14 protein-coding genes are annotated in these 12,075 nt (G+C 57.7%); 5 read left to right on the top strand and 9 right to left on the bottom strand.

What is annotated here, in order from left to right; genetic code table 11:
- Position 1 precedes the first annotated feature (1 nt).
- Positions 2 to 457, top strand: coding sequence for a ribonuclease HI (rnhA, locus tag ACKF11_RS08030; RefSeq protein WP_407996632.1), 456 nt, complete (start codon positions 2 to 4; stop codon positions 455 to 457).
- Positions 458 to 465: 8 nt separating this feature from the next.
- Positions 466 to 1,155, top strand: coding sequence for a DNA polymerase III subunit epsilon (gene dnaQ, locus ACKF11_RS08025; protein WP_407994878.1), 690 nt, complete (start codon positions 466 to 468; stop codon positions 1,153 to 1,155).
- A gap of 42 nt (positions 1,156 to 1,197) precedes the next feature.
- Here the strand turns inward: dnaQ and queD are convergent, their stop codons facing one another.
- From queD to ACKF11_RS08005, 4 genes are read right to left on the bottom strand one after another with little or no spacing between them, the layout of a single operon-like run.
- Positions 1,198 to 1,638 carry a 6-carboxytetrahydropterin synthase QueD gene (gene queD / locus ACKF11_RS08020; RefSeq protein ID WP_407996631.1) on the bottom strand — a complete coding sequence of 147 codons (441 nt, stop codon included), beginning with the start codon at positions 1,636 to 1,638 and terminating at the stop codon, positions 1,198 to 1,200.
- 59 nt (positions 1,639 to 1,697) lie between these two features.
- Positions 1,698 to 2,621: a histone deacetylase family protein gene (locus ACKF11_RS08015; protein WP_407996630.1), complete on the bottom strand. Its 924-nt coding sequence runs from the start codon at positions 2,619 to 2,621 to the stop codon at positions 1,698 to 1,700.
- On the bottom strand, positions 2,618 to 3,490 hold the full coding sequence (gene rsgA / locus ACKF11_RS08010) for a ribosome small subunit-dependent GTPase A (RefSeq protein ID WP_407996629.1): 873 nt from the start codon (positions 3,488 to 3,490) through the stop codon (positions 2,618 to 2,620). The genes ACKF11_RS08015 and rsgA overlap by 4 nt, the downstream gene beginning before the upstream one ends.
- 2 nt (positions 3,491 to 3,492) lie before the next feature.
- Positions 3,493 to 4,746 (bottom strand): M48 family metallopeptidase, encoded by a 1,254-nt coding sequence (locus tag ACKF11_RS08005; RefSeq protein ID WP_407996797.1) that lies wholly within the window; start codon positions 4,744 to 4,746, stop codon positions 3,493 to 3,495.
- A 106-nt stretch (positions 4,747 to 4,852) separates the two neighbouring features.
- On the opposite strand from ACKF11_RS08005, the gene orn reads away from it, so the two are divergent.
- Positions 4,853 to 5,401 carry an oligoribonuclease gene (gene orn, locus ACKF11_RS08000; RefSeq protein ID WP_407996628.1) on the top strand — a complete coding sequence of 183 codons (549 nt, stop codon included), beginning with the start codon at positions 4,853 to 4,855 and terminating at the stop codon, positions 5,399 to 5,401.
- A 249-nt stretch (positions 5,402 to 5,650) separates the two neighbouring features.
- Here orn and glgA read toward each other — a convergent pair whose 3' ends face one another.
- The 5 genes from glgA to hpnC form a co-directional block, all read right to left on the bottom strand.
- Complete coding sequence (gene glgA, locus ACKF11_RS07995) at positions 5,651 to 7,108, bottom strand: glycogen synthase GlgA (RefSeq protein WP_407996627.1); 1,458 nt, start codon at positions 7,106 to 7,108, stop codon at positions 5,651 to 5,653.
- 120 nt (positions 7,109 to 7,228) lie between these two features.
- The gene (locus ACKF11_RS07990; protein WP_407996626.1) at positions 7,229 to 7,639 is read right to left on the bottom strand and encodes a phage holin family protein; all 411 of its coding nucleotides are present in this window, start codon (positions 7,637 to 7,639) and stop codon (positions 7,229 to 7,231) included.
- Between the two features lie 11 nt (positions 7,640 to 7,650).
- Positions 7,651 to 8,979: a hydroxysqualene dehydroxylase HpnE gene (gene hpnE, locus ACKF11_RS07985; protein WP_407996625.1), complete on the bottom strand. Its 1,329-nt coding sequence runs from the start codon at positions 8,977 to 8,979 to the stop codon at positions 7,651 to 7,653.
- A complete protein-coding gene (gene hpnD, locus ACKF11_RS07980; protein WP_407994873.1) occupies positions 8,964 to 9,800 on the bottom strand; it encodes a presqualene diphosphate synthase HpnD in 837 nt (278 codons plus the stop codon). The genes hpnE and hpnD overlap by 16 nt, the downstream gene beginning before the upstream one ends.
- The gene (hpnC, locus tag ACKF11_RS07975) at positions 9,797 to 10,651 is read right to left on the bottom strand and encodes a squalene synthase HpnC (protein ID WP_407994872.1); all 855 of its coding nucleotides are present in this window, start codon (positions 10,649 to 10,651) and stop codon (positions 9,797 to 9,799) included. The genes hpnD and hpnC overlap by 4 nt, the downstream gene beginning before the upstream one ends.
- A gap of 99 nt (positions 10,652 to 10,750) precedes the next feature.
- Between hpnC and ACKF11_RS07970 the strand changes: the two genes are divergently transcribed.
- Entirely contained in the window at positions 10,751 to 11,497 is a 747-nt protein-coding gene (locus tag ACKF11_RS07970) for an S-methyl-5'-thioinosine phosphorylase (RefSeq protein WP_407994871.1), read from the top strand.
- On the top strand, positions 11,487 to 12,020 hold the full coding sequence (def, locus tag ACKF11_RS07965) for a peptide deformylase (protein ID WP_407996624.1): 534 nt from the start codon (positions 11,487 to 11,489) through the stop codon (positions 12,018 to 12,020). The genes ACKF11_RS07970 and def overlap by 11 nt, the downstream gene beginning before the upstream one ends.
- The last annotated feature ends 55 nt before the right edge of the window (positions 12,021 to 12,075 follow it).

Raw genomic sequence — 12,075 nt, 5'->3', positions numbered from 1 at the left:
CATGAGTAATAGCGTGATAGAAATTTATGCCGACGGTGCCTGCAAGGGCAATCCAGGTCCCGGCGGATGGGGCGCGTGGCTGTCATTTGCCGGACGTGAGAAAGAGCTTTGGGGCGGCGAGCTGGTGACGACCAATAACCGCATGGAGCTGACTGCTGTCATCCGGGCGCTTGAAGCCTTGAAGCGCCAATGTACGGTGAAAATCTATACGGATTCGGTCTACGTGCAGAAGGGCATCACGGAGTGGGTGCATAGCTGGAAGGCAAGGAACTGGCTTACCAGCGACAAAAAACCCGTTAAGAACGTCGACCTGTGGAAGACCCTGGATAGCCTGGTGCAACAGCACCAGGTCGAGTGGGTCTGGGTCAAGGGGCACGCGGGCAATGTGGGCAATGAGCGCGCCGATGCGTTGGCCAACAAGGGCGTTGACCAGGTGCTGGGCCGGGAGGTGGCATAAGGATGGGCATGCGACAGATTTTTCTCGATACTGAAACCACCGGCCTTTATCACGCCCAGGGGCACCGTATTATCGAAATCGCCGGGGTGGAGCTGGTCAACCGCAGGCTGACCAACAATCACTTCCATGTCTACCTCAACCCCGATCGCGAGATCGATCAGGCTGCGCAGGAGGTGCATGGCATCACGCTGGAGTTCCTGCAGGACAAGCCGCGCTTTCACGATGTTGTGGACGATTTCTTGCAATTCGTTTCCGGCGCGGACTTGATCATCCATAATGCCCCGTTCGATATCGGCTTCCTCAATGCCGAGCTCAACAGGATAGAACGCCAGAATATCGAGCACAGCGTGCTGGAGATCATCGATACGCTGAAAATGGCCAAGGAAATGCGCCCTGGGCAGCGCAACAACCTGGATGCCCTGTGCCGGCATTACGGCATAGACAATTCTTCGCGCACGCTGCACGGTGCCTTGCTGGATGCGGAGTTGCTCGCCGATGTCTACATGGCCATGACGCGCGGCCAGGAAAGCCTGATGATCGACATGCTGGACCACGGGCCGATAGAGGGCAATGAGGAGATCAGGCTGACGCGCAGCAAGCCGTTGCTAGTCTTGGCTGCAAGCGAATCGGAGCAGGCGGCGCATGAGGAGTATCTGCAAGCCCTGAACAAGGGCGGCGCCTGCGTGTGGACGCAATAGCGGCGGCGGGGTGGACGCCGAGGTAGGCCAGGCTACATTAGTCTACGCCAGCGCGTCGGCCCAGCTGTTGGGGGTTTCGTAGAGCCGCACCCGCTCCAGCTTGAGCTGGGTGCCGTAGGTATCGTGGTATTGCGCCTTGAGGATACGGAACGCTTCCGCCGCCATGTTTTCTGCGGTCGGCACGGTACCGAAGACCACGGTCTTATGGTCGGGCAGGCTACGCAGGAATTCTAGCACCGCTGTATCGCCCTGGTATACCAGGAAGGCATGATCCCATTGGTCCACCACGCAACGCTTGGCGATAGCCTTGACGTCGGAAAAGTCCATGACCATGCCATTATCCGAGGCGCCTTCCTGCTCGATGATATTGCCGGAAAGCGTGATTTCCAGGGCATAGCGATGACCGTGCAGGTTGCGGCACTGGCTTTTGTGGCTGGGGATGCGGTGTCCGGCATCGAATTCAAGGCGGGTGGTGATTTGCATGGCGCGATTATAGCAGCAAAGACCGCAACGGCTTCAGCATCCTGGCGCGTTGCCGGCGATCAAAGCCCGGCCAGGTTGCGGATATGGGTTGTTGCCGACTCTGCCAGCGATGGCAGGTGGTAGCCGCCTTCCAGCACGGAGACGATGCGCTTTTCCGCATGTTGATCCGCGACCGTCATCGCGAAATTGGTGATCCAGCGGTAATCATCGGTTTTGAGTTTCAGGTGCGCCAACGGATCGTTTTCATGCGCATCGAACCCGGCTGATATGAAAAGCATCTGTGGCCGGAAGCGTTGCAGCGCCGGCTCGAAGTTCCGCAGGACCGCTTCGCGAAACACCTGGCCGTCGCTTCCTGCTGCCAAGGGGACGTTGATGATGTGATCCGAGCGAGTGTCCGCCCCGCTGTGCGGATAGAAAGGGTGCTGGAAGGTGGAGCACAGCATGACGCGCGGATCGTTCCGGAATATATCCTCGGTGCCGTCTCCGTGATGTACGTCGAAATCCAAAATTGCGACACGGTCCAGCTTGTAGGCAGCAAGCGCATAGGCAACGCCTGCGGATATATGGTTGAAGATGCAGAAACCCGCCGCCCGCGCTTTGCCGGCATGGTGCCCGGGCGGGCGTATGCAGCAGAAGGCATTGGCGGCCTGTTTTTGCATCACCAGGTCGACAGCCTTGATGACAGCACCGGTGGCATGCAGGCATGCCGTCAACGACATCGGCCCCATGGCGGTATCCGGGTCCAGCCTCACGATGCCTGCGCGGGGGGCAATACTGCGGATATACTCGATATAGGTGGCGTCATGCACGCGCAGTAGCGCTTCATCGTCGGCTTGCGGCGCCTCGTGGCGCTGCAGCTTGCCAAGCAATTGTCGCTCCGCAAGCGCATCCATGATGGCTGTGATGCGCGCGGGCGACTCGGGGTGTTTGCCATCCATGACATGCAGCAGCGTATCGGGATGGGACACCAGCGCGGTGGTCATGCGATTTCCTGGCGTAGCTGCTGGTAGTAGGCGAGGCGCCGCGGCAATATCGCGCCTGCATCGGCTGCCTCCCGGATGGCGCAGTCAGGCTCCTTGAGGTGGCGACAGTTGTTGAAACGGCATTTGCCCAGGTAGGGGCGGAACTCGACGAATGCCAATTCCAATTGCTCGCCGTCGAGGTGGTGCAGGCCGAATTCCTGCAGGCCGGGAGAGTCAATCAGCTTGCTCGTTGCATCCAGGTGGTAGAGATGGGCGGCTGTGGTGGTGTGTTTCCCGCTATCAAGCACGGTCGATACCTCCTGCGTCCTGACCATCTTGTCTGGCAGCAGCGCGTTGACGATGGTGGATTTCCCCATGCCGGACTGGCCTACCAATACGCTGGTTTCCCCAGCGAGCCATTGCCTGAGCGGGGCGATATCATCCCGTGCCGATAGCGGCTGGATGGTGTAGCCCAATGCGGCATAATCCTGCAGCCGCGACATGACATCCTCGGCATTGTCGAGATCGCATTTATTGAGCACGATCACCGCCTTGACGCCTGCCGCCTCGCACGCCACCAGGCAGCGGTTCAAGAGCTCCTCGTAAAAACTCGGCTGCGTCGCCAGCACGATCACGGCCTGGCTGACATTGGCGGCGAGCATCTTGCTGCGGAAGCTGTTGCTGCGGTAGAGTAGGCTGCTCCTGGGTTCAAGCTGCTCCACCACTCCTTCGCTCGGGCCGGTCAGCTTGACCTTGACCCTGTCGCCGCAGGCAAGGTCGGTTTTCTTGCCCCTAGTGACGCAGCTCAGCTCGACACCATCCTCCAGTTCAACCCCGTAGCGCTTGCCGTAGGAGGCTACGACCAGGCCGTTCAACAGCGCATTCGACAAGACTAGTGCGCTGTAAATGTGCTGAGCCGGGAAATGCGGATGCTGGCTGGCGGGTGCGAATCGTAAAACGCCGAATGCAGCGGGTCGGGCGTGAGCGTGGACGCGTTGTCACGATAAAGCTTGACCAATGCCTCGACCAGGTAGCGGGCGTCGGCATTCTGCGCGGCATATTCATCCGCCTCGAATTCATTCTTGCGCGAATAGCCGGCAAGCAACGGACGCAACAGGAACAGGAACACCGGGCTCACCAGCAGGAACAAGATCAGCGCCATGTAGTCGCTGGGCTGCTGCACGCCAAGGCCGGCATAGAACCAATCCTGCTGCGCGAGCCAGCCGAGCAGGGCCAGCCCGATGAAGCTGACGAAAAACATTAGGGCAATGCGCTTGATGACGTGCTTGTGCTTGAAATGGCCGAGCTCGTGGGCCAGGACTGCTTCAATCTCATCGCCATTCAAGCGTTCCAGCAGGGTATCGAAGAAAACAACGCGCTTGCTCGCGCCAAAGCCGGTGAAATAGGCATTGCCGTGGCTGCTGCGCGTGGAGCCATCCATGACGAACAGCCCTTGCGACTTGAAGCCGCATTTAGTCAACAAGGCCTCGATGCGGTTTTTCAGGGATTCGTCGCCCAACGGGGAGAATTTGTTGAACATCGGCGCGATGAATGTGGGATAGATCGCCAGCATGAGCAGATTGAATATGCTCCAGACTACCCAGAGGTAGAGCCACCAGTAGTCCCCGGCGCCCTGCATGAGCCATAGCGCGACGAACAGCAGCGGTGCGCCCAGCAACAGGCCGACGATGCTGTGCTTGACCATGTCCTTGAAGTACATCGCGGGCGTCATTTTGTTGAAGCCGAAATGCTGGTCGATAACGAAGGTGCGGTAATAGTCGAAAGGCAAGTCCACCACGCTGCTGACGAGCAAGGCGCTCAGGATGACGGCCGCGCCGCGAATGATGTCGTGCTCTGGCAAGACGCCGCGCCAAGCGTCGTCTATCAGTTGCAAGCCGCCTCCTACGGTCAGCAGCAGGAGCAATACGGCCTGGGCCGTGGTTTCGATGAGCGCGAGGCGCGTCTTGGCAGAAGAGTAGTCCGCGGCCTTCTGGTGGGCGCCGAGACTGATACTGGAACTGAACGCTTCCGGCACCTTGGCGCGGTGTTGCTGGATATAGTGGACATGCCGCCGGCCGAGCCAGAGTCGGATCGTTGTGGTGAGCACCAGGAGCGAGATGAACAGGATAGTCAGGTTCGTAGCCATCATTTTGCTTATTTATCAGTTAAAATATTATGTTTATTTTGAAGCAAGAATGGGGTGGAAGGTTCACCTTTACTTTGCATCCGCGCACATTTTAATGGAAATCATTATGTCACAACACAACGACAACCTCATCTGGCTGGATATGGAAATGAGCGGCTTGCAGCCAGACAGCGACCGTATTTTGGAATTGGCTGCCGTCGTGACCGACGCCGAACTGAATGTGCTGGGTGAATCCCCGGTGCTGGTGATTCATCAATCCGATGCCGTGCTGGACGGCATGGACGCTTGGAACAAGGGAACGCACGGGCGCTCCGGCCTGATTGACAAGGTAAAGGCTTCCACCCTTGACGAAGCTGCGGCTACGCAGCAGATGATCGAATTCCTCAAGGAGTTTGTACCGGCGGGGAAATCCCCGATGTGCGGCAATTCCATCTGTCAGGATAGACGCTTCATGGCGCGCTACATGCCTGAGCTGGAGTCATATTTCCACTACCGCAACCTGGATGTCAGCGTGTTCAAGGAACTGGCAAGGCGCTGGCGCCCGGCCCTGATTGCAGGCTTCAAGAAAAGCAGCAAGCATGAGGCGCTGGCGGATATTTACGAATCGATCGACGAGCTCAAGTATTACCGGGAGCACTTCATCCGCATGGAGTAACGTCAGGAATAACAGGCAAAAAAAGGGGTGCGTCAGGCGCACCCGCTAAGGGAGGAGAAGTATAGCTTTGGAGAAAGCTCGCATATAAAAAGCATTGCTGCCATTTACTCTGCGTTAGGTAGCATATTAGGGCGGAAGTGTTGCTGAATTATTGCCGGGACAGGCGAAATGGTTAGCAAACTGTTAAATAGTTGTAACAGTTTGCTAATTGTGGGTATTTGTGCGGATGATATTAAAAAAATAGGTTGGTTAGCGCTGCTGGGCAAGGCTTTGGTACAAGTCCAGGTAGAGCTTCGCGCTGCTGGCCCAGCTCAGGTCGCGGCGCATGCCGTTGCGCTGGATTCTGCGCCATGCCCTGGGGTCATGGTAATAGACGAGGGCGCGCTCCACGGCGTTCAGCAACTGCTGGGGTTCCGCAGATTCCAGCACGAATCCCGTTGCGGTGTTGTTCTTCATCGTGCTGCTGTTGCTGTCCCTGACTGAGTCGGCGAGGCCGCCAGTGCGGGTCACGACCGGCGGGGTGCCGTAGCGCAGGCCATACATCTGGTTAAGCCCGCATGGCTCGAAACGCGAAGGCATGATGAACATATCGGCGCCGGCCATGATCTGGTGCGATAACGGCTCCTTGTAGCCAATCGTCACGCTAACCTGGCGCGGATGTCGCTTCGCTAGCTCCTTGAACCCGTTTTCCATCTGCGCTTCGCCGTTGCCGAGCACGGCGATCTGGCAGTGTCTTGCCAGCAGTTTTTCCGCCACGGACAGGAATATATCCAGGCCTTTCTGGTGCGTTAGCCTGCTGACGACGCCGAGTAATGGCTTGTGCGGTGCGGCTTCCAGCCCCAATTGCACCTGGAGCGCTTTCTTGACGATCTTCTTGTCGGCAAGGTGTTCCAGGTTATAGGTCTTGGCCAGGTAAGGATCGGTGGCCGGATTCCATTCCTGAGTTTCAATCCCGTTCAATATGCCGTGAATCTCGTGGCTGCGTGTTGCCAACAGCCCCTGCATGCCGAAGCCGTATTGCTCGGTCTGGATTTCGCGCGCATAAGTGGGGCTGACGGTGGTGATGCTGTCGGCATAGTAGACCCCGGCCTTGAGAAAGGACATCTGGCCGTAATACTCCAGGCCGTCCACCTGGTAGCTATGGGCCGGCAAGCCTAGGCGCTGCACCCATTCGGGAGCGAAATTGCCCTGGAATGCCAGGTTGTGAATGCTGATGACGGACTTGGCATGAGGAGTGCCCGAGTGGTGCAGGAATGCGGGAGTCAGGCCGCTTTGCCAGTCGTTGCAGTGCACAACGTCGGGTATCCAGTCGCCTAAGGGCGAGTGCTGGCTGCTCAAGATGGCGCCCACCTTGGACAGGATGCCGAAGCGCAGGGCGTTATCGTTCCAGTCGTTGCCTTGGCTGTCGTTATACGGGCTGCCGGGCCTGTCAAACAGCTGGGCATTTTCAACCACCATGACATCGACGCCGGTGTCCGGCATCTTGCCTGCCAGCAGGTTAATGCTGCCGACTTCCGGCAGTCCATGGATTGGCGTGATCAGGCGCTTGTCTTGCAGCTTTGCCAATACGGCCGGATAGCCTGGGAGCAAGATGCGGATGTCGATGCCAAGGTCGCGAATGGCGGCAGGCAAAGAGCCGCTGACGTCGGCGAGGCCGCCTGTCTTGATCAAGGGGTAGGCTTCGGAACTAACAAAAAGGATGCGCAAGGTATGTGCTCTTTGTTTTTTTGAAGTTGGGAGTGGGCTGGGCTTTTTCTATCGTTCAAGCATATCAAATAACCATGGGGGCGAGAATCCGCCGCCCAGGGGGATTTGAATGCAAGATCATTAGATCGAGATGGTATCCGGGTTGCTGTTGATGGGCGCCATCAAGGCGACTCCCTGGCTCGGCAGTATCCATTCGATCAAGAAACCCAGCACGGCAATGAAGATACTGGCGAAGAATGCCGTCCAGAAGCCGGAGAGTTCGAACCCTTTGATCAGCTTGGCAACCAGCATGATCATCAAGGCGTTGACGACCAGTGCGAAAAAGCCGAATGTCACCAAGGTCAATGGAAAGGTGAGCACCAGCAGCAAAGGGCGGATGACGGCGTTGACGAAACCCAGGGCCAGAGCGGAGATCAACAGCGAAAGCCGCGAGGAAAACTTGATTCCGGGGAAGATCAGACTGGCGACCCATAAGGACAGACTCATGATTCCCCAGTGAAGAATGAAGTCATAAATATCATTTATTATCATAATATTAAAATTTATACTTGATGTGATTTAATAATATTTTCAGCCGCCTGGAAACCGCTCCTGACCGCGCCTTCTATCGTGGCAGAATAGTCTAATAAGGGGCTTCCGGTGCCGACATAATCCCCGGCTAGCTGTATGCGCGGATGCGGAGTGGTTTGGCCCGGACGATCCAGTCCCGCCGTGCAGGCAAAGGTCGCACGTTTTTCCGCGACGACTTTATGCCAGAGCGGCGCTATCTTCAGCAGGGCTGGAAAAACCGCCCGCAGCTCCTGGTGTATCTTGATGGCGAGGTCGGATTGCGTCAATGCCTGGTGTTTGCCTTCGGCACTGATGACAATGGCGAGCAGGCCTGGTTGCCCATAAAGCTGTCCACGGTCAAACACCCATTGGCCGAGTTGGCCGGCCAGGCCATGCATGGCTTGCGGCAATACTGTGTCGTGAGTGTATTGCAGGTAGACGGTATAAATGGGCTGGTATTGCAACGACTGGCAGCTGGCAACGACATCCTCCATGCTTTGCAGCGAAGGCAGCAATGCGGCGACGCGGAAAGGGGAAGTGGCGATCACTACATGGCTGAAGTCCTGCATTGCATCCTTCAGCTTCAACCTTACTCCATGTTCCAGCGTATGCAGGCTTTCTATTGGCGTATTGAGGCTGACTCTGCCTCCATGCGCTTCGATGAAGGTGGCCGCGGGTTCGGCAAGCAGGGCCGAGAGGTCGGCGCGCGGAAGGAGCAAATCGCTGTCGGATTTCTTGTGCGCGAAACTGTCCCGCAGCACATTGAGGAATGTTTGTGCGCTTGCCGTGGCAATCGGGGTATTCAGGGCCGCAAGGCAGAGGGGCTCCCACAGCATGGCGGTGAGCCGGGGAGGCTGGCTTGCCAGCAGTTGCTGCAATGGAACGTCCTTTGCCAGGCGAAATCGCTTGAGCCGCAGGCCGGCCATGAAGCGCACGGCAGCCAGGCGCTCCCGCAGGCTGAGGCCTTGCGCTTGCAGCAGGCCAACCAAGATATGCAATGGCGCCGGCAGGGCAGCCTGGCTTTCAAGCGAAAACTTGCCTGGTATTTCGAGCTTGAGCGGCAAGCGCAGCAAGCCGGTATCGATATCCACGCCGCATGTCTGCAAAAACCGTAATGTCTGTGAGTAGGCGCCAAGCAGGATATGCTGTCCGTTGTCCAGCGTGAGGCCTTGCCAGTCTATACCCCGCGCCCGCCCGCCCAGTTGGTGGCTGGAGTCGAACAAGCTGGTCCTGATGCCGGCTTGCGTGAGCCGAACGGCTGTCGCCAGCCCGGCGCAGCCGCCGCCGATCACCGCGACATGCGGCGTTAATTGCGAACCCATGTCAGCCAGGCAAGCCAGAGTTTGCGGATGGGGGTGAGGGATACGCGCGCGTTCAGTACCACCTGGATATCGTCCGCCTTGATTTCCTTGAGCAGGGTGCGGTAGATCGCCGACATGATGAGGCCGGTGCGCTGGAGCTTGCGGTCTTCCGGCGGCAGCTCGGCAAGCGCCTTGTCGTAATAGCGTTCAGCGCGTTCGGCCTGGAATTCCAGCAATTGCCGCATATTGTCGGAGGGCCTGCCCTGCAGAATATCCTGCTCGCTGACGCCGAAACGGGCGGCTTCGTCCAGCGGCAGGTAAATCCGGCCCCTGCGGGCGTCTTCGCCGACATCGCGCGTGATGTTGGTCAACTGGAAGGCCATGCCCAGGTCCAGCGCATATTGCAGGGTTTGCGGGTTGCTGTAGCCAAAAATGGAGGCCGAGAGCAGGCCGACCACGCTGGCAACGCGGTAGCAATAAAGCTCGAGCTCGGCAAAGTCGCGGTAGCGGTTTTGCTCCAGGTCCATCTGCATGCCGTCGATGATGTCCAGGAAGTGCTGCTGCTTGAGCTTGAGCTCCGTGACTGGCGCCTGCAAGGCAAGGGTAACCGGGTGCTGCGGCCTGCCCTCGAAAAGATTGATGATTTCGCCGCGCCACCAGTTGAGCTTGGTCTGCGCGACGTTGATATCCTGGACCTCATCCGCGATATCATCCACTTCCCGGCAAAAGGCATACAGCGCGGTGATGGCCTCCCGCTTGGGCTTTGGCAGGAACAGGAAGCTGTAGTAGAAACTGGAGCCGCTGGCTGCGGCCTTCTTCTGGCAATATTCTTGCGGACTCATTTTTTCCTCACCGCACGGTACAGCATATAAACCCAGTCCGCCGGCTTGAGAACCGGGCGCTGGTTGAAAACATCGCCGCGTACATGATGGAGCTTTCGCAGGATGCGTTCGCCCCCCGCAATGATCATGCGCATTTCCAGCCCGATGCGGCCGGGCAGGGCCAGCCCGAGCGGCGCCCCGGATTGCAGCAGCTTGCGCGTGCGGTTGACCTGGAATTCCATCAACAGGGCCCATGTGCCCTGGCTGTTTTTATCGGCAATCTGCTGCTCGGAGACCTTGTATTTCTGCAGTTCGTCCAGCGGCAGGTAGATGCGGTCCTTGCGATAGTCGATTTCGACATCCTGAAGGAAGTTGATGAGCTGCAGCGAGGTGCAGATCGCATCCGACAAGGCAATGTTGCGCGGCGTGGCGGCCTTGTATAGATGCAGCATCAGCCGCCCGACCGGGTTGGCCGAACGGCGGCAATAATCGATGACCTCGCCGAAATTGGCGTAGCGGGCCTTGACCACATCCTGGCTGAATGCGGAAAGCAGGTCGTAAAACGGCGCCAGCGGCAAGCCGCGCTCCTTGATCATGGCTTGCAACGCCTGGAACAAAGGCGTGTCGGGCGTTACACCATCCCTGATTTGATCGAGTTGCGAGCGAAAGCCGTCAAGCAAGGCCAGCCGCTCCTCCGGCGCCAGCTCGCCCTCATCGGCAAAGTCGTCGGCCTGGCGGGCAAAGGCGTAGATCAAGCCAACGGGTGCGCGCAAATCCTTGGGCAGGAGAACAGAGGCAACAGGAAAATTTTCATAATGGGCTTTGGCAAGCGCCATGCTCTGCTGGATAGTGGCTTGGTCTGATGTGGTCATAAGCGGCATAAAGTATGCCATAAAACGCCAGTCATCGCGCTTTGTGGCAAGTGAAGATTGTTGCGCTACAATGTGCCAATCCGTCATTGTGGAGTTTTCATGCTAGGTATTATTGGTGGTACAGGGCTGACCAAACTGGCCAATCTCAAGATCAAGCGCAGGCAGATTGTTCGTACGCCGTATGGCGAACCTTCCGGCCCCCTAACTTACGGGGATATTTGCGGCTATGAAGTGATCTTTTTACCCCGGCATGGTCATGGGCACACCATTCCGCCCCATATCGTCAATTATCGCGCCAATATCTGGGCGCTGCATGCCGAAGGCGTGCGCGACATTGTCTCCGTCGCCAGCGTCGGCGGCATCCATGAAAGCCTCAACCCGGGCGTGATTGCCTTGCCGGATCAGATCATCGATTACACGCACGCACGCAAGAACACCTATTATGACGGTGGCGACCTGCCGGTGAAGCATATCGACTTCACTGTGCCTTACAGCGACAGGCTGCGCAGCTTATGCTTGGAGGCTGCGGCCAATATTGATGAATCAGTTATCGATGGCGGTGTCTACGCATGTGTGCAAGGCCCTCGCCTGGAAACCGCAGCAGAAATCAACCGCCTGGAAAGGGACGGTGCCACCATGGTCGGCATGACCGGCATGCCGGAAGCCGCTCTCGCGCGTGAGCTGGATCTGCATTACGCGGCCATCTGCCCCGTGGCCAATCATGCGGCAGGGCGAGGCAGTAGCGTGAATGGCATTCAATACGAAAACATGGGCGATGTCCTTAACGCAACCATGCAACGCGTCCGAAACCTGATAGAAAGGGTAGTGGTAGGCCATGCCTGTTAAACCTGTGTTGAAAATGGGAGAGCCTCTGCTGCTGCAAAAGGCAGAGCCTATCCAGCAATTCGATACCCCGGAGCTCCATGCCCTGATCAAAGATATGGAGGACACCATGGCGCATCTGAACGGTGCCGGTATAGCCGCCCCGCAAATCGGCGTCAGCCTCCGGGTCGTGATTTTTGGCGTTGGCCATAATCCGCGTTACCCGGATGCCGAACAAGTGCCGTATACGGTATTAATCAACCCCACGCTGACGCCTATAGGCGAAGAACTGGAAGATGGCTGGGAAGGGTGCCTTTCCGTCCCAGGCATGCGCGGCGTGGTACCGCGTTATCAAAGGTTGCACTACACTGGATATGATCAATACGGAAATCCGATAGACCGCTTGGTAAGCGGCTTTCATGCAAGGGTGGTACAGCACGAATGTGATCACCTTGACGGCATCCTTTACCCGATGCGGATTCGTGACCTTGCCCAGTTTGGTTTTACCGACGTGCTTTTCTCCGGGATGGTGGTGGAAGACGATTAATCTTGTGATAGAATGGCGGCCTTTCTTCAGTCACCACCATGACTGATGTCAAAAC

This window comes from Methylobacillus draconifructus (assembly GCF_045984385.1).
Classification (GTDB): Bacteria; Pseudomonadota; Gammaproteobacteria; order Burkholderiales; family Methylophilaceae; genus Methylobacillus; species Methylobacillus flagellatus_A.
Note: the sequence above shows the minus strand (reverse complement) of the source record. Positions and strands in the feature narration are given on the sequence as shown.

Bases quoted from the DNA above. Each gene is read 5' to 3' on its own strand.
- rnhA (WP_407996632.1), top strand. From the start codon at position 2: ATGAGTAATAGCGTGATAGAAATTTATGCCGACGGTGCCTGCAAGGGC.
- dnaQ (WP_407994878.1), top strand. From the start codon at position 466: ATGCGACAGATTTTTCTCGATACTGAAACCACCGGCCTTTATCACGCC.
- queD (WP_407996631.1), bottom strand. From the start codon at position 1,638: ATGCAAATCACCACCCGCCTTGAATTCGATGCCGGACACCGCATCCCC.
- ACKF11_RS08015 (WP_407996630.1), bottom strand. From the start codon at position 2,621: ATGACCACCGCGCTGGTGTCCCATCCCGATACGCTGCTGCATGTCATG.
- ACKF11_RS08005 (WP_407996797.1), bottom strand. From the start codon at position 4,746: ATGGCTACGAACCTGACTATCCTGTTCATCTCGCTCCTGGTGCTCACC.
- orn (WP_407996628.1), top strand. From the start codon at position 4,853: ATGTCACAACACAACGACAACCTCATCTGGCTGGATATGGAAATGAGC.
- ACKF11_RS07990 (WP_407996626.1), bottom strand. From the start codon at position 7,639: ATGATAATAAATGATATTTATGACTTCATTCTTCACTGGGGAATCATG.
- hpnE (WP_407996625.1), bottom strand. From the start codon at position 8,979: ATGGGTTCGCAATTAACGCCGCATGTCGCGGTGATCGGCGGCGGCTGC.
- hpnD (WP_407994873.1), bottom strand. From the start codon at position 9,800: ATGAGTCCGCAAGAATATTGCCAGAAGAAGGCCGCAGCCAGCGGCTCC.
- hpnC (WP_407994872.1), bottom strand. From the start codon at position 10,651: ATGACCACATCAGACCAAGCCACTATCCAGCAGAGCATGGCGCTTGCC.
- ACKF11_RS07970 (WP_407994871.1), top strand. From the start codon at position 10,751: ATGCTAGGTATTATTGGTGGTACAGGGCTGACCAAACTGGCCAATCTC.
- def (WP_407996624.1), top strand. From the start codon at position 11,487: ATGCCTGTTAAACCTGTGTTGAAAATGGGAGAGCCTCTGCTGCTGCAA.